This is a genomic window from Meiothermus hypogaeus, assembly GCF_003574035.1.
Classification (GTDB): domain Bacteria; phylum Deinococcota; class Deinococci; order Deinococcales; family Thermaceae; genus Meiothermus; species Meiothermus hypogaeus.
This window is the reverse complement of record NZ_QWKY01000015.1, coordinates 31,775-55,325: the sequence shown is the minus strand read 5'-3', so window position 1 is coordinate 55,325 and position 23,551 is coordinate 31,775. Positions and strand designations below refer to the sequence as shown.

Here is a 23,551-nt window from a genome sequence, read left to right as displayed (position 1 = left end):
ACCGACAGTGAAGGGCCATCGGCCCCCGGCTAGCGCCGGTACTCAAGGGAGGGGTGTGCTCTAGGATTCAAAAAGACAGCCTCTGGTGTTTTTGGTTTTGTAAACTGTCTTTTTGAATCCGGTATTATCGCGCCCTTCACAGATGTTGCCGCCCGCGAAAACGAGAATGCGTCTGCGCCCAGACGCATGTTACGCACCCAAGCGTGGGCCGGGCCCGGCCCACGCTTGGGTTTCGAGTTTCCGGGCGGCAACTGTTTTGTCTGGGGCAGAAGATTCTTGATTCTCGGGAGGCTCATTCTATGTGAAGAGCGCTCTAAAGCCCTATTTAATCAGCCCGAGCTGTAACACCGCATCCCGCTCTTCGGCCAGTTCCCTGGCGGTGGCGTCCATCTTGCTGCGGCTAAATTCGTTGATGTCCAGCCCTTGAACAATCTCAAAGTCACCGTTCCTGCAGACGCAGGGGTAGCTGTACACCAGCCCCTCGGGGATACCATACGAGCCGTCGGAGGGGATGGCCATGCTCACCCAGTCGCCTTGCGGGGTACCCAGGGCCCAGTCGCGCATGTGATCAATGGCCGCACTGGCTGCCGACGCCGCCGAGGAAGCGCCACGGGCTTCGATAATCTCCGCCCCACGCTTGGCTACCTTGGGAATGTAGACATTGGCGTACCAGTCGTGATCGCCCACCAGCTCATAGGCGCTTTTGCCCCCTACTTCGCAGTGGTACAGGTCGGGGTACTGCGTGACCGAGTGGTTGCCCCAGATGGTCATTTTTTTGATTTCGCTGACCGGCACCTTGAGTCGGGCCGCCAGTTGGGAGATGGCCCGGTTGTGGTCGAGGCGGGTCATGGCGTGAATCTGGCGGGGGGAGAGGTTGGGAGCGTTTTTGTAGGTAATCAGGGCGTTGGTGTTGGCGGGGTTGCCTACTACCAGCACCTTGACATGCTTGCGGGCGTTGTCGGAGAGGGCGCGGCCCTGGGCGGTGAAGATGGCCCCATTGGCCTGGAGCAAGTCGGCCCGCTCCATACCCTGCTTGCGCGGCATGGCCCCGACCAGCAGGGCATAGTCGGCATCCCCAAAGGCCACGTTGGGGTCGTCGGTGGGTACGACCCCAGCCAGGGTGGGGAAGGCGCAATCTTCCAACTCCATAATCACCCCATTGAGGGCTTTGAGGGCTGGGGTAATTTCTAGAAGTTGCAAGATAACCGGCTGGTCTTTGCCCAGCATTTCACCGGAAGCAATACGGAACAGCAAACTATAGCCAATCTGACCGGCAGCACCGGTCACCGCCACACGCACAGGGGATTTCATCCTAGAAACTCCTTTCGTTGGGCTTCTGCCCATTTCTACCGTTCACGATAATAACGCGCTGAAAGCCGAATGTCGAAGGACAAAGGTCGGGGGTAGTTACACCAATGCGCTGTGGGTAGTTCCATCGAGGGGCGGCAATTTCTAAAAGGCTCGCCGTCTGGGTGTATGAGCAGGAAGCCGCATGGTGCAAGACCGCTTGCGAGCATTTGCTCTAGACCTAAAATACCCTCTGGGCGTAACATTGCCCCTATGACAGTAAGCCGCTATTACGACGTAAAGCGCGACGAGCGGGGCAAGCGTTACCTGGAGCCTTTCATTGAAGGTTCACTGCTGTTGGGGCTGCCCCTTCTGAACAAAGGAACTGCTTTTACCCACGAGGAGCGCAAAGCCCTCAAACTCGAGGGGCTGTTGCCGCCGCATGTGACCAGCCTCGAGGAGCAAAAAGAGCGTAACTACCGCCGCTATCGCCTGATTGAAAACGATCTGGAAAAGCACATCTTCCTGCGCAACCTACAAGATCGCAATGAGGTGCTGTTTTTTGCCCTTTTTGCCGACCACATGAGTGAGATGCTTCCCATTCTCTACACCCCCACGGTCGGAGAGGCGGTCAAGCAGTTTTCCCACATCTATCGGTACCCCCGCGGTTTTGCTGCTTCCACCGACAACATCCACGATATTGACCAGGCCCTCGCCAACGTGCCCCTCAACGATGTGCGCCTGGCTGTAGCGACCGATTCCTCGGCCATTTTGGGCATCGGCGACCAGGGCTTTGGGGGTATGGCCATCTCTATCGGCAAGCTGGCCATCTATACGGCCGCCGGTGGGCTGGGCCCCGACAAGGCCCTTCCCATCGAACTCGATGTAGGCACTAACCGCGCCGACCTAATCAACGACCCCCTGTACCTGGGGGTGCGCCACCGCAGGCTTTCGGGCGAAGAGTACTATGCCTTTATGGATCGCTTTGTGGAAGCCTTCTGTAGGCGTTACCCCAATGCGGTCATGCAGTGGGAAGACTTTGGCAAGGATACGGCTTTTGCTGTACTCGAGCGCTACCGCAAGGTGCTTCCCTCCTTCAACGACGACATCCAGGGCACCGGGGCGGTTACCCTGGCCGGGGTCTTGTCGGCTTGCCGCATCAAGGGCGAACAACTTTCCGACCAGCGCATTCTGGTGTATGGGGCGGGAGCAGGAGGGGTGGGTGTGGCCCAGGCCATGCTCGACGGTCTGATGCGCGAAGGCTTGAGCGAGGCACAAGCCCTGGACCGCATATTTGTCCTGGACTCCAAAGGTTTGCTGCTGAGCAACCGCAGTATGGAAGCCTACAAACAAAAGTTCGCCAAAGACCCCGCCCTCATTCAGAACTGGCGGGTCGAGGGCGATGCACCCAACCTGTACGAGACCATACTCAATGCCCAAATCACCGTTCTTCTGGGTCTTTCGGGTCAGCCGGGTTCGTTTTCCGAGCCTATCGTGCAGGCGGTGCGGGCGCACACCGACCGCCCCATCATCTTCCCGTTGTCCAACCCCACCAGCTCGTCGGAGGCCATTCCGGAAGACATCCTTCGCTGGACGAACGGCAAGGCCCTGGTGGCAGCCGGGAGCCCCTTTGAACCGGTGGAACTGGATGGACAGGTCTATCCCATTGGGCAGGGCAACAATGCCTTTGTATTTCCGGGGTTGGGTTTTGGTACGGTGCTTTCCAAGGCCCGGGAAGTCTCCGATGCTATGGTGCTAGAAGCCGCCTACACCCTTTACGACTACACCAGCAAGCATCACCCTGAGCGCATCTATCCCCCCACCTCGGAACTGCGTGAGGTGAGCCAGTTTGTGGCCTCGAGGGTGATTCGCCAGGCTATGAAGGAGGGCCTGGCCCGTGAAGAACGCCTGAAGGGGCTGGGTATGGAGGCCATTCAAGCCTATGTGGCCGAGCGCTTCTGGCAGCCCCGGTACTTGCCTTACAAACCCGCGGTGAGCAACCCATAGCGCAAACCTTTTAGCCGCAAACGTCTATCACCTAAGGCTGTTTCCGGCTTCACACAAAGCGACCGCCCCCAGCTTCGGTCAGCAAGCTATCTGGAGCTGGCCGGTTGGCCTATGCGCTAAACCTTGTAGATTTTCGTATACTGTACATGTCAAGGGCTCTTAGCCCCTTATATATATGGACAAAAAAGACCGCCCGGTGTACATCATTTCGGTTGCTGCCGAACTGGTGGATATGCACCCCCAGACCCTGCGGCTGTACGAGCGTAAAGGCCTCATTCAGCCCAAGCGTTCGGGGGGCAAGACCCGTTTGTACTCCGAACGGGATGTCGAGAAACTCCGGGAAATCCGCCGACTGACCCAGGAACTCGGGGTCAACCTGGCGGGGGTGGAAGAGATCATGAAACTGCGCGAAGAGCTATGGACGCTCGAGCAGCGCTTTCGGGAGGAAGCCGAGCGCCTCAAGGTAGAACTCGGCGAGAAGCTCGAAGCCTTAAAGACCCCCCCAGCCCTGCCTGCCCCCGGCGAGGGCAAGAAAAAAATCAACGAGAAGGAGCGGCCGGTCTATATCATTTCGGTGGCCGCCGAGCTTGTGGGCATGCACCCCCAGACCCTGCGCCTGTATGAGCGGGAGGGTCTGGTTGCGCCCAGCCGTACCTCCGGCAAGACCCGCCTCTACTCTGAGCGGGATGTGGAAAAACTAAAGGAAATTCGCCGCCTTACGCAAGAATTGGGCGTTAACCTGGCCGGGGTAGAGGAGATCATTCGCCTGCGTGACGAGCTGGATATCCAGCAAAACCGCCTCGAGTCGGAAATTGCCCGCCTGCGCCTGGCCCTGTTGCGTGAGCTGAAGCCACAAAATAGCGAACAAAAGAAAACGAAAACCACGGCAAGCTAGCCCAAAACCCAAAGCCGAAGGCCGAAAGCATGGGCCATGTCTTTTTGGCATATCGCGTCATGGCAACTTTGGGCTCACCGTAGCTTCAGCGGAAGCCGGAGCGCATAGGCCAGCCCAATAAATACGACCAAACCCGCCAAACCCCCCAGGGCCAGCGGTAGGAGGTTATGCAAAAAAAAGGTCGGAATTCCAAACTGCATCGCTACTATGTAGGATACCCAGCCTGCGGGGGTGGCAGCCAGTACGGTTTTTCCCACCACCCGCCCTACCTCGGCAGGGGTTACCATTTGAAAAGCCTGCAAGCGCCGGGTGTAAATCGCCAGGCCCAGCCAGCCAGCAACTGCCGTGGCCAGGTTCAGCACAAACAGCCCCTGTTCGCGCAACAGCCAGTAGCCAAAGGTGTTCAGCAGCGCCACCATTACCGTCACGCTGACCGCCTGGCCCACCTGCCCCACCGCGTAAAAGCCGCGAAGCAGCAGTTGATTCAAGCCCCAGGGCAGCAAGGCCAGGCCCAGTGCCATTACGGTCTGGGTGGTAAAGGCCCGGTTGGCGTCGGAGAAGTTTGTGGTGATGGCATAAAGCGTCCCCACCACCCAGGGGGCCAGCGCGACCATCATGGCGGCTGCGAAGGCCAGGGGTACCGCCAGCCGGGCCATCATGCGACGGAGCAACTCGCGGGCTGCCGTTAGGTCGCCGCCGCCCGCCAGTGCAGAGAGCCGGGGAAAGGCGGCCATGGCGGGCGAGACGGCCAGCAAGCCCAGCGCAGTGGTAAAGATGAGTTCGCCGTTCTGGAAGCCCGTGACCGCCGCCGAGGGGTAGGCGGCCAGAATGCCAAGCAAGACCAGGTTCAGAAACTGCCGTACGGAGGTGGTGAAGGCAAAAGGCCCGATGCGGGTGAGGGCTAAGCGGAAGGCCGGATGCCATTTGAACTCGAGCCCATACCCCCTTAGGGCGGGAAGCTGCACCAGGGCTTGCAGCGCGCCCCCCAGCGTGACCGAGAGGCCCAGCGCGACCACGCTGCCGGGAAAAAGCAGCATAAGCACGATAGAGCCCACATTGAAGGCAATGGGGCTAAAGCTGGTAATACCAAAGCGCTCACCCGACTGGAGCATCGAAGAAAAAAGCGAAGCCATCGAGATGGAAAGCAAAAAAGGCATCACCAGCCTTATCAGGAGCACCAGCTGCTCGAAAACAACCGGGTCGCGCAAGGGGCTGGCCTGGGCCAGGGAAAGCTCGGCCAGCCAAAGCAGGACACCCGCAATTTGGGGGGCAAAGAGTAGACCCAGGCCCAGAATGACCAAATTAATGCCCAGCAAAAAGGCCCCGAACCGCCGGGCAAACACCCGCGCCTCTTCAGCTGGCAGGCTGGTGAGTACCGGAATCAGGGCGTTCTGGATGGCCCCTTCGGCCAGCAGCTCGCGCAGCAAGTTGGGAATGCGGTACGCCACCCAGAAGGCGTCCTTGAGGGTGTCGGACAGGGGCAGGTTGGTCAGGATGGTCTGGCGTACCTGGCCCAGAAGGCGACTGGACAGGGTACCGGCCATGACCAGGAGAGTGTTGCGAACGATGCGAGACATAAGAAGGGCGGGGTTCGGCTAAGTCGAACGCTTGCGGGGTTCTGCACGGTCCAAGGCAGGCCAGAAAAAGGATACCCCGAAACATGGACCCCACTCCGCGCGACCCTTCAGGGGTTAATCCACCCAGCGCACCTTGCTGCCTGCAGGCGACTTCTCGACCTGCAAGCGGGCGGGCAGGCGTTCGGCCAGGGCCTCTACATGGGTCACGATGCCGACCAGGCGGCCCTGGGTGGGCAGGGCTTCCAGTATCCCGGCGACCTGTTCCAGCGTTTCGGCGTCCAAGGTGCCGAAGCCTTCATCCAGGAAAAGCGCCCCAATGCGGCCACGCGAAAGGTGCTCCGAGAGGGAAAGGGCCAGCGAGAGGCTGGCCATGAAGCTTTCGCCGCCCGAAAGGGTTCGCACGGGGCGAAGGGAGTCTGTCCAGCGGTCGAGCACCTTGTATTCGCCCTCCTCGAGGCGCAGGCTGTAACGGTTTTGCGAGAGGGTCTGGATGAGTTCGGAGGCCCGGCCCAGCAGGCCGGACTGGTAGCGCTCGAGCAAGAAGTCCTGGAAGCGGTCGCCCTTGAGATCCTGGGCCAGTTGTTCCCAGAGATCGGTTTGTTTGTCCAGCTTAGCTTTTTCCTTCTGGGCCTGGCGTTTTCGGTCAAGTTGTTTTTGCAGCCGGTCCAGGTCGGACTTCTTGCCGCCCAGCCGTTCTCTGGTCTCGGCCAGCGAGGTTTTGAGGCTGGCTACGCGGTTTTTTTGTTCCGATACCTGGGCAGGCGTAACCGGCTCCTGACCACTCAGGGCTTGCTCGAGTACGCGCAACGCCCTATCAATTTCAACCCCTTCGTGCTCGTGATCCTTGAGCTTTTTTTGCAGCGCCTCCACCTCCGCAGGGCTCAGACGGGCCTTTTGCACCGCCTCCGGCCCCGCGAACCCTGCCTCTTTGAGCAGAACCTGCACGTCCCGTTGCTGTCTGTCCAGGTTGGCTTGTAGAACCCGCACAATTTCGGCTTGGCTCGAGACCTTACTCTTCAGTTCGCTTTGCCGGTTTTCCATTTCGGCCACCTTCTGGGCCAGGGCGCGAGCGGACTCGAGGGCTTGCCGAAGCGCCTCCACATAGACCGCAACCTCGCGGTTGTCCGTGATGGCACGAATTTCTTCGGCCAGCCCTGCCAAGCGCTGCGTGCGCTCCTCTTTGACCTGTTCGGGCGTACCCAGACCGGCCACCTGGGCCTGCAGGTCGGCGAGTTCGGTGGCGGCTTCTTGGGATTCGTTTTGCAGCGTTTGGAGCTGTTCTTGTAGTTTGGGTAGGCGTTGCTGCAGATCCTCGAGGCGCTTTTGTTTGGCCTTGAACTCGGCCCGCAAATCGGTAAGCGTGGCCTCAAGCTGGTCGACCTGGGCTTGAAGAGCCTGTAGGTTGGCTTGCGCTTTGGGAGGGGGTAGGGTCTTTACCGGGTGCCCGCAAAGCGGGCAGGGTTCACCCACCTGGAGATGGGCATGGTACTGAGCAATCCCCTGGTGCAGTTTTTCACGCTCGAGGGTCTGTTTGGCTTCCTCAAGCCTGGCTTTGTCCTTCTGGCCGGTTTCTTTGAGGGTCTGGATTTCCGCCTGCAGCGCTTCGATGGAAGCCTGTTCCTTTTGCAGCTCTTGGGTAGCATTTTGCAGGCGCTCTTGGGCCCGCGCTGCTTTGGTGTGGGCTTTGTTTAGCTCACCAAATAAGCGCTCGGCATCGCGCAGGGCGTCCAGGCGTTCTTCCTCAAAGGGGAGTGGGCGTTCGTGGTAGAGACGTAAGCTGCCGCCATAGCGCTTCAGGCTGGCTTCCTTGGACTTGAGCAGGGGAATCTGATGCTGCTTTTGCTCGAGCGCCGCTAACTGTTCGGGGCGGTACTGGGCACGAAAGCGCTCGAGCTCGGCCCCGAGCGCCTCCAAGGCCGACTGGTCGCGCTTTAGGGCGTTCTCCTTTTGTTGAAGTTCGTTCTGGGCGGCCTGGAGGGCTTCCAACTGCGGCCAGATGCGCTCGGCCTTTTCGGCCTGGGCAACCTTGGCGGCAATTTCGGCCATGCGCGCCTGGTCGCTTTGCCAGGCGGCGCGTCGGCGGCGCAGGGCCTCGAGTTCGGCAAACTGCTTCTGGCGTTCTTCCAGGGTATGCAGGGTTTGTTCGGCGCTCTGAAGCTGGCTACCCAGGTCGCGCTCGCTCAGCTCGAGCCCCTTAATCTCCTCTCGTAGCGCCGAAACCCGCTCTTCCTCGGCCTCCGCCAGCGCATCGAGTTCGCCTTGCAGGCGGGCTCGTTCCTCGCCCAGGGTTTTGAGCCGGGCGGTTACCCGCTCCCGCATGGCCTTGAGCGATTCCAGACCGTAGAGCTTGATCAGGGTTTCGCGGCGTTCTTTGGGCGCGCCCCGCAGAAACAGGTCGAACTGGCCCTGCGGCAGCAGGATAGCCCGGGTAAAGGTCTCGTAGTCCATGCCTAGAATCTCGGCCAGCTTGGCGTCGAGCTCCTTGACCTTTTCTGAGGCGGGGTGGGTCTTCCAATCGGTGGATTGCAGGTATTCCAGGCGGCTCTGGTTCTCCTTGCCCACCACCCGCACGACCCGCCAGGTGCGGTCGCCCAGGGCGAAGGTCAGCTCCACTTTGGCCGAATCGGCCAGGGGGTGTTTCAAATCCTTCAAGTCCTTCGAGCTGATGCGCGGGGTGGCCTTGTAGAGGGCATAGGTTATGGCATCAAGCAGGGTGCTCTTGCCTGCGCCGGTCTGGCCGGTGATGGCAAAAAGCTCCACATCATCGAAGCTGATTTCCTGTGGTTCGGCGTAGGCGCCAAAGCCTTCAATGCGTAGTTTGAGCGGTTTCATAAAAAGTTGGGGAAGAAAGGTCTGGGGCAGGCTACTGTTTGCTGGCGGCGTGTACCTCTTCGTAGATTTGCCTGAAAGCGTCCAGCAACTCGGGGCTGGCCTCGCTAGCGGTGGCCTCCCGACGGTACTGGGCATAAGCCTCCACCCAGTCCAGGTTTTCCACCGCTACCACGGCTGGGCCGGCCTCCTGCACATCGGCGGTGTGGAACTCGACCTCGAGCAAATCCGGTAGCTCTTTGAACATGCGTTCGCGCAGGGCTGGGTTGCCCTTGCCTTCAATCACCACTTTGCTGTAACCCGGGAAGTCCCGAATTTCGTTCCAGCGCCGATCGAGTGATTCCCGGCTGACCCGGAAGGTTTTGAGCGGCTTGCCCCAGTGTTCTTTCACCTCATGTACCCTGGGGCGTAGCCCTGGCTCAACCTCCACAATCAGGGCGCCGCGGGGGCTGTCCTCGCTCTCGCCAAAATCGAGCTGGATGAGCGACCCGGCATACCAGGTCTCGGGGGCCTCGCTCACTTGTTGCTGGCGGTGCAAATGCCCCAGCGCAACATAGCTCAGGTTCAAGGGAAAATGCGCCGCCGGAAGGGCGTAGCTGTTGGTGGTATAGAAAGTGAACTCACCCCCGCCCAGCCTGGCGCCTTCTACGGTCAGGTGGGCCATGAACAGGTTGATATCTGCATCACAGCCTTGCGCGAGGTGGGCAATAATCTGGCGCATACCCTCAGAATAGATGCCTTTCCACTGCGCGGTATCGCCATTCAAAAGGTGGTGCGCTTTAACCAGCCGGCGCTCGGAGAGGAAGGGGAGCAGGGCTACCTTGGCCCCGTTGCTCCTGGCCACCCCCCCCTCCTCGACAAAGCGCATGTTGCCAAACACGGTAGCTCCGGTGAGCGAGAGCAGGGGCGATAGGGCCTCGAGGCGTTCGCGGCTGTCGTGGTTACCGGCGATGACCAGCGCCGGCACCTTGAGCTCCCGCAACCCCATAAAAAACTCGAAGGCCGCTGCCTCGGCCTCGGTGGACACCACGCTACGGTCGAAAAGATCGCCCGCTACCAGTACCAGGTCTATGCGCTCCGAGCGCACCAACCCCAGCAAGCCCTGAAGGGCCTGTTGAATTTCGGGGGTTCGCTCCCGTCCCTTAAGCACCTTACCCAGGTGCCAGTCTGCTGTGTGCAGAATACGCATGGGCTGATTGTACTTTTACAAGCCGGCTTTGAACATTAATTTGAACGTTACAACACCCCACCCCTGGCAAGCAGGCTAGCGCAAGCCCGGGTTGAGCTTCGTTCTAACAAACAATCAGGCCACAACCATCGGCTTTTCCGTAGGTTTTTCGGTCAGGGCAGCCTTGGTGCTCTCGATGGCCACCTCGATCATGTCGTCGGTGGGTTCGCGCACGGTGAGCATCTGGAACTTGAAGCCAATCCAGCGGAACAGCCGGGAGATGGGGTCCTGGTGGGCCGCCGAGTAGCGCAACACCTCAAACGAGACTGCCGCCACCACCGGAATCATCAGCAAACGCGGGATAATCCAGTACCAGGCCACCGTGAGGGGAGGGAAGAAGCTATAGACGAAGACCCCCACCACCGCCGTAAAGGCGATAAAACTGGTGCCACAGCGGGGGTGGTAGGCGGGCTGGGCCCGCACATTTTCCACGGTGAGCTCGAGGCCCTTCTCGTGGGCAGCGATGGCCTTGTGCTCGGCCCCGTGGTACATGAAGAACCGCTGCATGTCTTTCATGCGGCCAATAAAAACCAGGTAGCCAATCAGGATGGCGGTCTCGAAAAGCCCAGCCACCACATAAAACAAAAAGCGAAACCGCTCCTCGTCCACCAGCAAACCCGCCAGCCGGGCCGGCAGCCAGACAAAGAGCGCCAGGCCAATCACCAGCGAGACGGCCAGAGTGCCGTACATGGCCGCCCCAGAAATTTTTTCGTCTTCCTCGCCCGCAAGCTCGCCGCTGCGCGAGAGCGACTTGTAAGAGATGCTCATGGCATCCCACAAAGCCACCACGCCCCGAATCAGGGGCAGGCGGGCCCAGGGGTATTTTTTGGTCAGGGCCTCCTCCTCGTGTCGCTCCACATGAATCTGGCCGTTGGGCAGCCGTACCGCCAGGGCCCAGGCATCGGCAGCTTTCATCATGACCCCCTCGAGGGCCGCACTACCCCCTAAGGCTGCCTGACTCAGAAAAAACCCCAGTTTGCGAAAAAGATGTATACCTTTGACCCGTACCTTCATCACGGTTCATCTTAGCCTATTGGTGTGACCACACGACAGAGCGGCATGAGAAGGATCCTTCAAACCCCATAGAAATCGCCGATGGTCTGTGAATACCGCTCAAACCCGTTGTAATACCAGATTCGGTTAGTTCGTCACCGTTTGGTGACGAACTAACCCGACCGAAGTTATCCGCGTAGCGGAGGGCGATACCGCCCCTTGGAAGTTATCCGCGTAGCGGAGGGCGATACCGCCCCTTGGAAGGGAGACGCTTTCTTCGCCGACCGACAGTGAAGGGCCATCGGCCCCCGGCTAGCGCCGGTACTCAAGAGAGGGGTGTGCTCTAGGATTCAAAAAGACAGCCTCTGGTGTTTTGGTTTTGTGAACTGTCTTTTTGAATCCGGTATAAAAGCAGCTTAATCGTGTCTGCTTTGACCACGCGATCCAGCTCTCAGGGCAACCGTAAAGTCAGAAAACCACAAGGCGCACTCCCCTCTCCCATCAAGCGAGAGGTTGCATAAGGCAACTTTGCAGTTGCCCTACCCAGTACTGACCTGCTGGTCAGTTTGCCCCCGTGATATGTTATAGTTCGCACATTATGGAACTTTCACTAAAGTCTGCACGGCGCTTCGTAGACGAGATTCCTGTATCGCTGGCAGTGGTGGGGGTATGGGGGGGTGAGCTGAGCGAGGAAGGGCAAAGGCTGGATAGCAAATTTCGCAAAGCCCTCACCAAGTTGATGGACGAACTCCATTTCAAGGGGGACTTTGGCGAGACTTTGCTGGTTCCACTGGGCACAAGGCGCACCGAAGAGAAAGGCCCTGGCTTTGCCCTGCTGTTTGGTCTGGGCAAAAAACGCGGGGTCAGCCTGGAAACCGTCCGCAAGGCCGGTGCTAAGCTGGTGCAGGAAATTGCCCGACTGGGCTTCAAGGAAGCCGTTACCGAAACCTTTCTCTCGGAGAAATTAGGCAAAAAGGAAGCCAGCTATGCCCTGGCCGAAGGGGCTTTGCTGGGCGGCTATGCCTGGAACAAATACAAGACCAGCAGCCCTAGCAGTAAGCGGAGTGAAAAACTACGCCTATGGCTGGCCCGCTCTTCGGGGCCGGCTGTGGACCGGGCGGAAGTTGTGGCCGAGGCGGTTAATTATGCCCGCGACCTGGTTAACGAGCCCCCCAACATCCTGACCCCGGCAGAACTGGCCAGTCGTGCCAGCCAAATGGCCCAGGAGCTGGGGCTCGAGGTGGAGATTTGGGATGAGCGCCAGATCCAGCAGGCCGGAATGGGGGCTTTTTACGGGGTGGCCCAGGGTTCGGCCAATCCACCCCGGTTTATCCAGCTGACCTATAAGCCGCAAAACCCAGCAGAGCGCACGATTGCCCTGGTGGGTAAAGGACTGACCTTTGACACCGGCGGCTACTCCCTCAAGCCCTCCGAGAGCCAGATCACCATGAAGTGCGATATGGCCGGGGCAGCGGCAGTACTAGGAGCAATGCGGGCCATTGCCAGGCTACAACCGTCGGTAGAAGTGAGAGCTTATGTGGCCGCCGCAGAGAATATGATCTCGGGTGCGGCCTACCGGGTCTCCGATGTGCTCACCAGCCTTTCGGGCAAAACCATCGAAATTCTCAACACCGATGCCGAAGGCCGCCTGACCCTGGCCGACGCCATCACCCATGCCGATCGACAAGGGGCAGAGGCCATCGTCGAACTATCTACCCTGACCGGTGCTTGCGTGATTGCCCTGGGCGAAAAGGTGGCGGGCTTGTTTTCCAACGATGCACGCTGGGGCCGCGAGGTGCAAGAGGCCGCCGAGCGAGCGGGTGAAAAAGTCTGGCCGCTGCCCATGGAAGAGGAGTACCTCGAGGCCCTCAAGTCCAATACCGCCGACCTGAAAAACACCCACGGGCGCAGCCGCTACGCCGGGGCCATCAATGCCGCATTGTTCCTGGGCGAGTTTACCGAAAAGCCCCTGGTGCACCTGGATATTGCCGGCCCAGCCTACAGCGAAAAAAGCCACCCACTGGGCCCGGCGGGGGGTACAGGCTTTGGGGTTCGCACCCTGGTTGAATTGCTGGGGGTGTAATACCAGATTCGGTTAGTTCGTCACCCTTTGGTGGCGAACTAACCCGACCGAAGTTATCCGCGTAGCGGAGGGCGATACCGCCCCTTGGAAGTTATCCGCGTAGCGGAGGGCGATACCGCCCCTTGGAAAGGAGACGCTTTCTTCGCCGACCGACAGTGAAGGGCCATCGGCCCCCGGCTAGCGCCGGTACTCAAGGGAGGGGTGTGCTCTAGGATTCAAAAAGACAGCCTCTAGTGTTTTTGGTTTTGTAAACTGTCTTTTTGAATCCGGTATAATGCTCTACCCCTTGGTTCTGGTATCACCAACCAGAGCTTGTCTCCAGGAGCTTGGGCGACCAATCCGGGTCAGAAAGCTGGCTTTACAGGTATCAGTCACAGTTGGGGGTTCAATGCCTGCGCAGTGTGCAATAAACCTGATCGTTCAAACCTCAATACCGGTTTGGGACAGGTTTTGCTCTGTGTTTTGTACTTGACCCGATGCGAGCTTGATAGGAAAAGAGGCTTCAAAGGAAACTATAGCGCCGGGTTTATCTGCGCACTACTGGCATTCCGGGCAGACCCCGCGTAGCTCGAGGCGGGCTTCTTCCACAAACCAGCCATTTTTGGCTTCTATTACTTTCTTGATGGGCTCGGGATCGAACTCAGGTAGGTCATTGACCAGCACATCTTCTATCTTGCCGCACTGGAGGCAGAAAAGATGATGATGCCGCTCGTTGAAGCCGTCGTAGCGGGTATTGCCCTTCTGATCCTTGAACTCCCACAAAAGACCCGCGTCGCGCAGCACCTGGAGGTTCAGGTAGACCGTTGAGAGCCCGATGTTGTAGCCTTTCTTTTTCAGTCCGTGGTATAGCTCTTCTGGCGTAGGGTGGGTGCTTTTGCGGTCGAGGTAGGCCAGTATCCGTTCCCTGGGCAAGGTATGGCGCAGTCCCACCGCTTTTAACCGCGACCTGTAGCTTTCCCGCTCCTTGGTCTTTGACATTATTGACCCCCTGTACAACTTTCATTACTATAAAACATTTTCAGAAAAAAATCACTATTGCGATTACTATCGCATAATTCAGAGCCGGAAGACCGGTTTTGTAATGAATTCAATCCGGGAGTATGGCGATGGTCTGCGGCCGGCTGTCCAACCTTGCCTCAAAGGGGGTAATTACGGGTTGGGTACTGGGAATTTAGCCAGCCGTCACATGACAAATAACACCAGCACGCAACGGTGAAAGGTGATATACTGATTATATTGTGGAGAGGCCCATTCATCGCTTCTTACATTTGGTTTTTGCCCTTGGAGCGCTGCATTTGTTGGTTTTGCTTAGTCTAGAAATACAGCGCCACTTTCAAACCCGGCACGACATTGCAGCCGCCCAAATTCGCTTGGAGGAGCTCGAGCAGCGCAACCAAAAACTAAACGACGAGCTTCAGCTAGCTGCCGATGCCCGCTACCGTGAAGGGCTCGTGCGACAGATGGGCTATGTCCACAAAGATGAGCTTCTCTACTTGCGTGCGCAGCCCAAAGCGGCCCCAGCCCCCAACTCTTCTAACTGAGAAAGTCTACCCGTGTACATGTCCAATGATTTCTTGAACTGTTGTGCCTTGATAACAAGCAGTCAAACCAGGTCGTACTGCTCAGTCGAGGCCAAACGCCAAGCGATAAAGCAATCCGCCGTAAGACAGAACCTTGAACGGGCTCGCTGAGCAAATTTCAATTTCTTTTTAGTTCGGCTTAGTATGAAGGCCGCATATGCTTGAACGGCTGACCGAACAGTTTCTCGAGGACGAGGCACTCACCGATGGGCTCTCCGATGAGGATGCCAGCGAGCTGGTGGGCTGGCTGATTGGCATTGTAGAAGATCTCGAGGCCGAGTCCAGCGAGATGTCGGAGCAGTATGTGGGTCAGCTCAAACGACTGGGACATGAGCTGGCCCGAATAGCCCGCCGCTACAGCGTTCCCATTGAAGAACTAATCGATTTGATCGAAGTTGCCTGGGAAGAACCTGGTCAAGAACAATCCCCCAAACCCATGCAAGCCTGACCGGAGCCATAGACCCGGTCATCAAAACATTAAGGTTTCTTAATGTTTTTTGGTGCAAATGTAACGCGCTTGTAACGACGCAGGGTTTACTCTACGGGCATGAGCAGAGAGCATGCATTGATAACTGAATTTGGTAGCGCCCGGCCCTTCCGGGTTCGGCCCCACCCGATGAGTAGCATTCGTACCTCGGTTCGTAACTGGCTGCTACCCGCTCCAATCGAGTTTAGCGGCTATGTCGCCATGCGTAACCAGGTGGGCCGTTTGCGCTCGAGACATCTTGCCTGACGCCTTTGTCACGCTGGTAACTGCCCTGTGCCTCCCGGGGCAGTTATTTTTTTGCCTGCTGGATTGGCCCTTTCCTACTGATTTTGACCATTGGGGCTGGTGAAGTCGGCACCAATACGTACAGTCAGATCGGCATACAAAACGGCCTCCCCCGAGACCCTCGAGGGCATCCCGATGGCTTCTCCCAGCACCTGGGCCAGCTCCGAAGCACCATTGGAGAGCACCTCGCTCTGTGGGGGGGCACTCTCCACTTCGCGTAACAGCACCCGCAGCCCAAGTTCGCGAAGCTTGCGGCGCATCTCGATGGCGGCGGCCTCTTGAGGGGCCGTGTAGAGTACTACGGCCTGCTGTCCTCGTAAGTCCTCGAGGGTGGCCTGAGAGGTTGTGGGCGTGTCGCCAAAGTAGCGCTGTACCAGCTTGCCCAGTTCGGCCCGGTTGACCTCCCAGCCCTGGCCGAACTGGCCGGGAGTCAACAGGGAAACCAGCTGGGGCTGCTGAGCCGCGAAACCCATCAGACTGGCCATCTGTTCGCGGGTGAGGTCGGTACGGATGTTCTTTTCCACACTGGCAATGGCCTGGGGAATGCGCAACAAGCCGGCTGGCGTCAGCAACTGTTGCTTGAGGGCGTTAAAGAAAGCCTGTTGCCGCTGTATGCGACCAATATCGCCCAGGGCATCGTGGCGAAAACGCAGATACCCTTCGGCCTGGACACCATTCAGGTGCTGGCAGCCCGGCTCCAGGTTGATGTCCAGTTTGGCGGCGGTATCCCGGTACTGCATGGGCTTTTCCACACAAACCGTAATACCGCCCAGCGCATCCACGCCATTGCGGATAGCCTCTACGCTTACGGCTACATAAGCGTCAATCTCAACGCCTGTGAGGTCGGTGACGACCTGCTTAGCCAGCTCGGGGCCGCCGAATTTATTGGCGTGGTTGATGATGTACCAGCCATAGCCGGGAATACGCACGTAGACGTCTCTGGGAATGGAGAGCACCGCGACGCGTTTGGCTTTGGGGTCAAAGCGCACCAACAGATTTACGTCGGAGAGGCCGCGAAAGTCTTCCGGGGCCCGTTGGTGGTAGTACTTGTACTCGGGGGCCACCCCCAGCACCAACACCGTGAGAGGCTGCTCCAGATTGCGCGGTATTGCGCCAAAGCGCAAAAGTGGTTGCAATAGAGGATAGGCCCACCAGGCCGCTCCGGCTAGAAAAAGCAAAACCAACAAGGGAACGATACGCCGCATATCCTTGCCAGTCTAGCCTACTGAGGGTGAGAAAAGCTCGACTGCTTCAGTCCAGGGTGAAGCGGGGTTCCGACTCGTGCAGGCGTACCCGGCGGATGATGCGCTGGTCGTGTTCGGTGTCGTGGGTGCTGGCAATCACCGTCACGTAGTCGCGGATGGGGCTGCGCAGTACCTTTTTGGTCAAAACCTCTTCGACCTGGAAAATGCCTGCAGAGTTGTTCATAACCACCCGGATCTCTACCGGAACCTGTTCGCCCTTCAAAATCTGTACCTCGTCCACTGCCAGGGCGCTGATGGAGTGGATGTCCACCGAACCCAGGGCAAAGGCCTTGCGCCCCCGGCCTTTGGTGATGTCGGTGCCGTCGGCCACTGCGGTAATGCCTGCTTCGATGGTGAGGGGTTCGGGCTCCAAATCGTGGCAGTAGATGGAGTGGAGCATGAAGGCCCTGAGCTCGATGCGCTGTTCGGGGTCGCGGTAGAGCTTTTCTAAAATTCTGTCCAGGATGGGAATGGCCAGCGTTACACTGAAGGACTCGTGGCGTGCGCGGTGTACCTGGTTGCCAATGTCGTGCAGCATGGTGGAGAGCAGCACGGTCAGGAAGGTGTCATCGAGGTCGCCGACCCCGCTTTCCATCACATCGGGTTTGACCCCGTGGTCGGTGAGGAGTTGCAGGATGGTGACGCTGGCGGCCCCCGTCAAGAGCGCGTGCACCCGTCCGTGGTCGTTGTAACCCAGCTTACGTACGGTGATGTAGTTGGCCATGTCCCAGTGGCCCCGAGCTTCGGCATCGGAGGTAAGCATATCGTAGGCCGCAAGCGCCTTGGGATACCGCTGCAAACCCTCCCGTATGGCCAGGTCGGCCTCGACGTATAGCTTGGCCTTGGGCTGGGTGACCTGAACGGTGCGCTCGTTCATGACCGTACTGCCATCGCTCATACCCTAATGTTAGGGGCTAGAAAGGTGAGGGGCCGTGATAAAAGACACATGAGGAAGGGTCAAGGGCCAACTGCAAATGGCTCAATCTTGCTAAGCTTACGCTTTTCTGCCATGCAGGATTGCGGCATTACTCGCCCTTGAAATGTGCGGGGCGCTTTTCCAGGAAGGCCCGGGTACCCTCGCGCATGTCTTTGGTAGCGCAGGCCAGGCCGAACAGGTCGGCCTCGATCTCCAGCGCCTCCTGCAAGTCCAGGTTTTCACCCCGTCCGACGGCTTCCTTGGCCAAAGCCAGGGCCACCGGGCCGTTTTTCAGGATGGCCGCGGCCAGCTCTTTGGCGGTTTGCAAGGCGTCCTCGCCTACCCGGTTGACCAGACCCAGGCTCAGGGCCTCTTCGGCGCTGACGTGACGTCCGGTAAAGATAAGATCGAAGGCCCTTCCCCGGCCCACGAGGCGCGGCAGACGCTGAGTACCACCAAAGCCGGGGATGATGCCCAGGCCCACCTCGGGAAGCCCCAGCCTGGCTTTATGGCTGGCTACCCGCAGGTCGCAAGCCAGGGCTAACTCGAGGCCCCCTCCCAGGGCAAAGCCGTTGATGGCGGCGATGCTGGGCACCGGCAGGGCCGCGATCTCGTTGAAGACCGACTGGCCCATAATGGCGAACTCCCGGGCGGCGAACACGTCCTGCAGGTCGGCAATCTGCCCAATGTCGGCCCCGGCCACAAAAGCCTTGCCTTCCCCGGTGAAGATGGCCACCTTGACCTCGGGGTCCTGGGTGATGACCTCGGTCACGGCGGCCAACTCAATCAGGACATCCTGGTTGAGGGCGTTGAGGGCCTGGGGACGGTTGATGGTGACGATGCCCAGGTTTTCTTCCACGCGGTAGGTCAGGTACTCAAATTCGGGCATCTCGAGTTCAAAGGTTTCTGACACACTAAACCTCCTGGTAGGCCCAAGGGCCTGTTGTCCTGGGCCAAGCATAACAGAAGCGAAGGGCGGTAAAACCCTACTGCAATCCAGCATAACTTGCTGACGAAAAGGCGACGTTGATGACCTTTGGTAGAGGTCGAAGGCTACGTCAGGTTATCTGGACGGCGAGGACTTGCCAAGACTGGTGAAGGTCTATTTGCCCTTGAAGGCTTGTTACTTGGCCTCGAGCCAGTTATCCCCTACGCCTATGCCGACCTCGAGGGGCACCTCCAGTTGCCAGGCCCCTTGCATGACCGCCCGAACCGCTTCCGATACCTCCGGCACCCGGCTTTCTTCGGCCTCGACCAGAAGCTCGTCGTGCACCTGTAGCACCAGGTGGGCATCCAGGCGCTTTAGCTCGGGCTGCAGCTTGACCATGGCCAGTTTGATCAAATCGGCTGCTGTACCCTGTACCGGCATGTTGAAGGCCATGCGTTCGGCAGCCTCCCGCACGCTGCGAATGCGCGAGTCCAGGTCGGCCACGAAGCGCCTGCGGCCAAAGAGGGTCTCGACGTAACCTTTGTGCCGGGCCTCGGCCAGTACTTGCTCAATCCAGGCTCGCACCTTGGGGTAAGAAGCAAAATAACGCTCGATGAAGTTCTCGGCCTCGGCGTAGGGAATGGAAAGCTCGTTCGATAGGCGGTGCGCCGACATGCCGTAGAGCACGCCGAAGTTAATGGTTTTGGCGGCCCGGCGCTGCTCCGCCCCAACCTTGTCCAAATCAAGACCGAACATCCAGGCTGCGGTCTGGGTGTGGATATCCTTGCCTTCGCGGAAGACCCGGATCAGGTTCTCGTCGCCGGACATATGGGCCAGCACCCGCAGCTCGATTTGAGAGTAATCCGCAGCGATGAGCTTCATACCGGGTGCGGCCCGGAAGGCTTTGCGAATGCGGCGGCCTATCTCGGTGCGAACCGGGATGTTTTGCAGGTTGGGGTCAGTAGAGGAGAGCCGCCCGGTAGCGGTGCCGGTCTGGTTGAAGCGGGTGTGCAGGCGGCCTGTTTTGGGGTGGATCAGCTTGGGCAGGGGGTCGAGGTAGGTGCTTTTGAGTTTGGTGAGTTCGCGGTAGGTGAGGATGCGGTCTATAATCTGGTGCTGACCCAGAAGTTCTTCCAGCGCGCTGGCCGCCGTAGAGCGTTTGCCGGTCTGGGTTTTGCGGCCCGAGGCGTTAAGCTTTAGCTCATCGTACAGCACAACCTCGAGCTGATCCCTCGAGTTCACGTTAAAAGGATGCCCGGCCAGGCGGTGAATCTCGGCTTCCAGGTAGGAGATTTCTTTACCGAGTTCCTCCGAAAGCTGCCCCAGATAGTCGGTGTCGAGCGAGATGCCCCTGGCTTCTACCCGGGCCAGCACCGCCGAGAGGGGTTTTTCGACCTCGCGGTAGAGCCACTCCATCTGGGGGTTCTCGCCCATACGGCGCTGCAAGGTTTCCCACAGCTCATGGGCGGCCTGGGCCCGCTCGACGGGCTCGTTGTTCCAGTCGCCCGCGCCATAGCGCCGCACGGTGCTGGCGGGGTCAGTGTTGGAGGGGTCGTAGAGATAAGCCAGCAGCAGGGGGTCGTCGCCAGGTGGCACCCAGACCCCTTCCTTGAGGGCCAGCACCGATAAGTCCTTGGCTGCGATGCTACGAATTTCGGGGAAGCGCCGAAGCTCTTGCAGGCTGGGTTGGCTCCGGTAAACCTTGCCCTGTGCAAAAGCGGCGAACCCTACCCAGGTGGCCCACATGGGCTGGGCCCGGTCGAGGGTGTAGCCCAAAAAGGCGTCGGGTGGCGGGGGCCAGGCCGCTTCCTCGCTGGGGGGTGGGGCTGCCAGTAGGTTCAAGTCGCGCAAAATGGAGCCAAACTCGAGCCGCTCCAGTGCTTCGCGCAAGGCCGGGCGATCCGGTTCGCGGCGGTGACAGTCGCGGAAATCGAGCTCGAGGGGCACATCGGTGTGAATCTGTGAGAGGCTGTGGGAAAGCCGGACGTTATCGCGGTTTTCCTCGAGGCTGGCCCGCACCTTGGGGGCGAGGGCTTCCAGGTTGGCATATAGCCCCTCCAGCGACCCCCATTCCTGCAACAGCTTGGCCGCCGTTTTCTCGCCAATACCTTTAGCCCCCGGCAGGTTGTCGGAGGAATCCCCCACCAGCGAGCGGTAATCTACCCATTGCGCTACCGATACCCCATACTTTTCCTGCACCGCCTGAGGGTTCATCAGTCGTCCGTCCGGCAGCATGACCTGCACCCTCTCCGAGACTAGCTGAAAGCTGTCGCGGTCGCCGGTCAGAATGCGTACCGGATAGCCCTCCTGCTCACCTTTTTTGGCCAGTGTTCCAATTACATCGTCGGCCTCGTAGCCGGGCACCTCCAGCCGCCTGAGCCCCAGCAGATCGACAAGTTCCTTGATTTTTTCCAGTTGCGGGTGGAAGTCGTCCGGGGTGGGGGCTCGCCCGGCTTTATACTCCTCGAAGGCGTCGTGGCGGAAGGTTCTGGTGGGCGGGTCGAAGACCACGATCACACAGTCGCCGTCTTCTTTCAGCAGTTTGAGCAAGGTGCGCAAAAAGCCAAATACCGCCTGGGTGGGCTCGCCCCTCGAGGTACTGAGTTTTTCAAAAGCAAAATAGCTGCGGTAGGCCAGGTGATGACCATCGACCAGCCAGATCCGATCCGGCCTGGGTAACTCGGCCGAGGACGGTTCGCTAGAAAACAAGGTTGGTTGCTCCACCCAAATATTCTACCCTCATTCGGTTGATAGCAGAAAGCTCCTCGAAAGCTGCAAACCAATGGCATTGACTGTTTCCTTTGGCCTTTTGGAAGCCTTCGAACTCCTTTCGAAGCGGGTCATGCTGGTAGTATGTGGGGGTTGTGCGCGGGCAGTGTGCCCAATGAGGAACTTATGCAAAACGAGACCGAGAAACTCGAGTGGTTCGAAATCCAGCTCCGAATCAAGACCATTGAAGTGATGCTAGGGCCCAAGTACCGCGAGGCTATGGCCCTGACCCTCGGCACCCTGTACGACGAGCAGAAGATTATCGCTATGGCCAAGCGGCTGGGGGTTACGCCTGAGGGGCTCCTGGATCGCCTGGAAAAGATGCGCCTCGAGCTTGGTATCGAGCAAGAAATTACCAAAGGCGTACTGAAACTAAAGAAGTAGGGACAGCCCTTACGTCGTTCGGCGGTGTCGGTCGCGAGGTTACGGCGTGAGGCGGTGTCGGTCGCGGGGGAAGGCCCGCGCGTAGCGCACGTTGGGCAGGCCGACCAGCTTTTGCGTGAGGCGCTCGGCCCCAATGGCAAATCCGCCGTGTGGCGGCATACCAAACTTGAACACTTCCAGGTAGCCCGCAAAGTGGGCGGGGTCGTTGCCTTTCTTTTTGAGTTGCTCAACCAGGGTTTCGTACCGATGGATGCGCTGTCCGCCGGAGGTAATCTCCAGCCCCCTGAACAGCAAATCGAAGCCTCTTGTGGACCCGTCGCCCTCGGGATAGGCATAGAAGGGTCGGGCGGCTTCGGGGTATTTGGCGATAAAGAGGAAATCCACACCCCATTTCTCCTTGGCCCAAGCCCCCAGGGCCCGCTCGGCTTCCTCGTTGAAGTCGGCCCCTACCGGCATCCCCAACTCTTCGCGCAAAATGCGACGGGCTTCTTGGTGCTCGAGGCGGGGCATCTCGGCTAAGTTGGGCCACTCTACCTCCAGAAGTTTGCACTCCGCCGCAGTGCTGTGACGGGCCTCGTCCAGCATGGCCCGCAGGAGCTCTTCCTCGAGGTCCATCACGTCGTATTCCGATTCGATAAAGCCCATCTCCACGTCGAGCGAAAGGTATTCGTTGAGGTGGCGGCTGGTGGCGTGTTGCTCGGCCCGAAAGACCGGCGCGACCTCGTAGACGCGTTCGTAGACCCCCACCATAATCTGCTTGTAGAGCTGAGGGGACTGGGCCAGATAAGCCCGGTGCTCAAAATAATCAATTCCAAACAGGTTGCTGCCCCCCTCGGCCCCTGCCGAGACAATCTTGGGGGTGAAAATCTCGGTAAAGCCCTGGCGGTCAAGGTAGTTACGAAAGCCCCGCACAAGCGCAGCCTGAACCTTTAGGGGGGCCCGGGCTTTTTCTCCGCGCAAGCTCACATAGCGGTACTCCAGCAGCGTCTCGGGGTTGACCCGCCACTCCTCCTTGGGAATTTCTATGGGGCTGGGCTCGCTGGCTTTGGCGTAAAACTCGAGGTCTTCTGCAATAACCTCGTAGCCACCCGGTGCTTTGGGGCTGGCTACTACCTGGCCCACCACCTTCATGGAGGACTCGGCCAAAGGCAGCTCGAAACGCTTATCCACCACCACCTGCACGATGCCACTTTTGTCGCGCAAGAGGGCAAACTGAATACCGCCGAGGTTGCGCTTCCAGTGCAGGAAACCCTGCAGGGTAACGGTCTGGCCCACATGCTGGGCAACTTGGCTGGCGAGGGTTCTGGACATGTTCTCTCCCGAAAAAGTTTTTTGCGGCGGTGTGGGCTCAACAAAAAACCCCCGATACAACGAGGTATCGGGGGTCGAAATCTCGCCCCCTCAAGAATTATTGTCCGTCCGCAACATCCTGCACTGCATATTACGTGCCAAATCTCACTTGGTCAAGCCAGGCTAGAGGTGTCTCGTCGATTTAAGTCCGGCGACATGATCACAAGCACCCCCCTACACGGCCTGATTCAAAATTTGCAGGATTTCTCGGCCATATTTCTGGATCTTGGCCTGGCTAAACCCCCTGATCTCACCCAACTCTGCCGGGGTTTTGGGCTTGCTCTTTAGAATGGCCTGTAGCTCGGCATTGGTGGCGATGACATACGGCGGAACCCCCTCTTCCTTGGCTTTCAGGCTGCGCCATTTGCGTAGGGCCTCAAAGGCAGGGCTGCTGGAGGGTTCTGCGGACGGGCTGATTTGACGGGAACTGGGGGTCTTGGGTTCGCCCTCGTAAAACACCAGCACGCTCCAGAAGGGGGTATGGCCCATCACCAGGCTGCTGGATACCTGGATGGGCATGACCTGGGCTAAAAACTCGTTGAGCTGCTCGAGGTCCCGGGCATGGTCCAACCGAAGCGTAAAGGTCTGGCACTGCATGGCTTTAGTTTACTGCCCACCCCTGCTGTGCAGGACATTCTCCGCAGCCGCATTCACAGAGTTCTTGTCGTTTGGGGCTTACGCAGGCTGCCCTTCGCCAGGATTTACTGCC

Annotated in this window: 18 protein-coding genes; 6 read left to right on the top strand and 12 right to left on the bottom strand. The window is 59.0% G+C overall.

Going from position 1 to position 23,551, the window contains the following annotated elements; translation table 11 throughout:
• Positions 1–321: 321 nt before the first annotated feature.
• The gene (locus Mhypo_RS05850; protein WP_119340372.1) at positions 322–1,311 is read right to left on the bottom strand and encodes a malate dehydrogenase; all 990 of its coding nucleotides are present in this window, start codon (positions 1,309–1,311) and stop codon (positions 322–324) included.
• Positions 1,312–1,560: 249 nt separating this feature from the next.
• Here Mhypo_RS05850 and Mhypo_RS05845 point away from each other — a divergent pair, with 249 nt between their 5' ends.
• Entirely contained in the window at positions 1,561–3,294 is a 1,734-nt protein-coding gene (locus Mhypo_RS05845) for an NAD-dependent malic enzyme (protein WP_119340371.1), read from the top strand.
• Between the two features lie 175 nt (positions 3,295–3,469).
• Positions 3,470–4,189: a heat shock protein transcriptional repressor HspR, fused homodimer type gene (gene hspR, locus Mhypo_RS05840; RefSeq protein ID WP_119340370.1), complete on the top strand. Its 720-nt coding sequence runs from the start codon at positions 3,470–3,472 to the stop codon at positions 4,187–4,189.
• Positions 4,190–4,263: 74 nt separating this feature from the next.
• On the opposite strand, the gene murJ is transcribed toward hspR, so the two are convergent.
• The 4 genes from murJ to Mhypo_RS05820 all read right to left on the bottom strand — a co-directional run bounded on the left by murJ (position 4,264) and on the right by Mhypo_RS05820 (position 10,837).
• Entirely contained in the window at positions 4,264–5,766 is a 1,503-nt protein-coding gene (murJ, locus tag Mhypo_RS05835) for a murein biosynthesis integral membrane protein MurJ (protein ID WP_119340369.1), read from the bottom strand.
• Positions 5,767–5,880: 114 nt separating this feature from the next.
• Positions 5,881–8,598, bottom strand: coding sequence for an AAA family ATPase (locus tag Mhypo_RS05830; RefSeq protein WP_119340368.1), 2,718 nt, complete (start codon positions 8,596–8,598; stop codon positions 5,881–5,883).
• Positions 8,599–8,629: 31 nt separating this feature from the next.
• Complete coding sequence (locus tag Mhypo_RS05825) at positions 8,630–9,784, bottom strand: metallophosphoesterase family protein (RefSeq protein WP_119340367.1); 1,155 nt, start codon at positions 9,782–9,784, stop codon at positions 8,630–8,632.
• A 114-nt stretch (positions 9,785–9,898) separates the two neighbouring features.
• Entirely contained in the window at positions 9,899–10,837 is a 939-nt protein-coding gene (locus tag Mhypo_RS05820) for a DUF1385 domain-containing protein (protein WP_119340366.1), read from the bottom strand.
• Between the two features lie 577 nt (positions 10,838–11,414).
• Here Mhypo_RS05820 and Mhypo_RS05815 point away from each other — a divergent pair.
• Positions 11,415–12,899: a leucyl aminopeptidase gene (locus tag Mhypo_RS05815; protein WP_119340365.1), complete on the top strand. Its 1,485-nt coding sequence runs from the start codon at positions 11,415–11,417 to the stop codon at positions 12,897–12,899.
• Positions 12,900–13,436: 537 nt separating this feature from the next.
• Here Mhypo_RS05815 and Mhypo_RS05810 read toward each other — a convergent pair.
• Entirely contained in the window at positions 13,437–13,877 is a 441-nt protein-coding gene (locus tag Mhypo_RS05810; RefSeq protein WP_119340364.1) for a Fur family transcriptional regulator, read from the bottom strand.
• A gap of 317 nt (positions 13,878–14,194) precedes the next feature.
• Here Mhypo_RS05810 and Mhypo_RS05805 point away from each other — a divergent pair, with 317 nt between their 5' ends.
• Together Mhypo_RS05805 and Mhypo_RS05800 are read left to right on the top strand one after the other, a co-directional pair.
• Positions 14,195–14,440, top strand: coding sequence for a hypothetical protein (locus tag Mhypo_RS05805; protein ID WP_240637133.1), 246 nt, complete (start codon positions 14,195–14,197; stop codon positions 14,438–14,440).
• A 196-nt stretch (positions 14,441–14,636) separates the two neighbouring features.
• Positions 14,637–14,927, top strand: coding sequence for a hypothetical protein (locus tag Mhypo_RS05800; protein WP_119340362.1), 291 nt, complete (start codon positions 14,637–14,639; stop codon positions 14,925–14,927).
• Positions 14,928–15,286: 359 nt separating this feature from the next.
• Here Mhypo_RS05800 and Mhypo_RS05795 read toward each other — a convergent pair whose 3' ends face one another.
• The 4 genes from Mhypo_RS05795 to polA all read right to left on the bottom strand — a co-directional run bounded on the left by Mhypo_RS05795 (position 15,287) and on the right by polA (position 21,063).
• Complete coding sequence (locus tag Mhypo_RS05795) at positions 15,287–16,456, bottom strand: LCP family protein (RefSeq protein ID WP_119340361.1); 1,170 nt, start codon at positions 16,454–16,456, stop codon at positions 15,287–15,289.
• A 46-nt stretch (positions 16,457–16,502) separates the two neighbouring features.
• Positions 16,503–17,372: a phosphohydrolase gene (locus Mhypo_RS05790; RefSeq protein WP_371862143.1), complete on the bottom strand. Its 870-nt coding sequence runs from the start codon at positions 17,370–17,372 to the stop codon at positions 16,503–16,505.
• Positions 17,373–17,520: 148 nt separating this feature from the next.
• Positions 17,521–18,372: an enoyl-CoA hydratase/isomerase family protein gene (locus Mhypo_RS05785; RefSeq protein WP_119340359.1), complete on the bottom strand. Its 852-nt coding sequence runs from the start codon at positions 18,370–18,372 to the stop codon at positions 17,521–17,523.
• Positions 18,373–18,534: 162 nt separating this feature from the next.
• The gene (polA, locus tag Mhypo_RS05780; RefSeq protein WP_119340358.1) at positions 18,535–21,063 is read right to left on the bottom strand and encodes a DNA polymerase I; all 2,529 of its coding nucleotides are present in this window, start codon (positions 21,061–21,063) and stop codon (positions 18,535–18,537) included.
• A gap of 171 nt (positions 21,064–21,234) precedes the next feature.
• Here polA and Mhypo_RS05775 point away from each other — a divergent pair, with 171 nt between their 5' ends.
• Positions 21,235–21,492, top strand: a complete 258-nt coding sequence (locus Mhypo_RS05775) for a hypothetical protein (RefSeq protein ID WP_119340357.1) — start codon at positions 21,235–21,237, stop codon at positions 21,490–21,492.
• 39 nt (positions 21,493–21,531) lie between these two features.
• On the opposite strand, the gene aspS is transcribed toward Mhypo_RS05775, so the two are convergent.
• Positions 21,532–22,803, bottom strand: coding sequence for an aspartate--tRNA(Asn) ligase (gene aspS / locus Mhypo_RS05770; protein ID WP_119340376.1), 1,272 nt, complete (start codon positions 22,801–22,803; stop codon positions 21,532–21,534).
• Between the two features lie 213 nt (positions 22,804–23,016).
• A complete protein-coding gene (locus Mhypo_RS05765) occupies positions 23,017–23,439 on the bottom strand; it encodes an HRDC domain-containing protein (protein ID WP_119340356.1) in 423 nt (140 codons plus the stop codon).
• Between the last annotated feature and the right edge of the window lie 112 nt (positions 23,440–23,551).

Coding starts and splice junctions, on each gene's coding strand:
- Mhypo_RS05790 (WP_371862143.1), bottom strand. CDS start 17,372: ATGAACGAGCGCACCGTTCAGGTCACCCAGCCCAAGGCCAAGCTATAC.
- Mhypo_RS05820 (WP_119340366.1), bottom strand. CDS start 10,837: ATGAAGGTACGGGTCAAAGGTATACATCTTTTTCGCAAACTGGGGTTT.
- Mhypo_RS05800 (WP_119340362.1), top strand. CDS start 14,637: ATGCTTGAACGGCTGACCGAACAGTTTCTCGAGGACGAGGCACTCACC.
- Mhypo_RS05815 (WP_119340365.1), top strand. CDS start 11,415: ATGGAACTTTCACTAAAGTCTGCACGGCGCTTCGTAGACGAGATTCCT.
- Mhypo_RS05810 (WP_119340364.1), bottom strand. CDS start 13,877: ATGTCAAAGACCAAGGAGCGGGAAAGCTACAGGTCGCGGTTAAAAGCG.
- Mhypo_RS05850 (WP_119340372.1), bottom strand. CDS start 1,311: ATGAAATCCCCTGTGCGTGTGGCGGTGACCGGTGCTGCCGGTCAGATT.
- Mhypo_RS05775 (WP_119340357.1), top strand. CDS start 21,235: ATGCAAAACGAGACCGAGAAACTCGAGTGGTTCGAAATCCAGCTCCGA.
- aspS (WP_119340376.1), bottom strand. CDS start 22,803: ATGTCCAGAACCCTCGCCAGCCAAGTTGCCCAGCATGTGGGCCAGACC.
- Mhypo_RS05785 (WP_119340359.1), bottom strand. CDS start 18,372: ATGCTTGGCCCAGGACAACAGGCCCTTGGGCCTACCAGGAGGTTTAGT.
- murJ (WP_119340369.1), bottom strand. CDS start 5,766: ATGTCTCGCATCGTTCGCAACACTCTCCTGGTCATGGCCGGTACCCTG.
- Mhypo_RS05845 (WP_119340371.1), top strand. CDS start 1,561: ATGACAGTAAGCCGCTATTACGACGTAAAGCGCGACGAGCGGGGCAAG.
- Mhypo_RS05825 (WP_119340367.1), bottom strand. CDS start 9,784: ATGCGTATTCTGCACACAGCAGACTGGCACCTGGGTAAGGTGCTTAAG.
- Mhypo_RS05765 (WP_119340356.1), bottom strand. CDS start 23,439: ATGCAGTGCCAGACCTTTACGCTTCGGTTGGACCATGCCCGGGACCTC.
- Mhypo_RS05830 (WP_119340368.1), bottom strand. CDS start 8,598: ATGAAACCGCTCAAACTACGCATTGAAGGCTTTGGCGCCTACGCCGAA.
- Mhypo_RS05795 (WP_119340361.1), bottom strand. CDS start 16,456: ATGCGGCGTATCGTTCCCTTGTTGGTTTTGCTTTTTCTAGCCGGAGCG.
- hspR (WP_119340370.1), top strand. CDS start 3,470: ATGGACAAAAAAGACCGCCCGGTGTACATCATTTCGGTTGCTGCCGAA.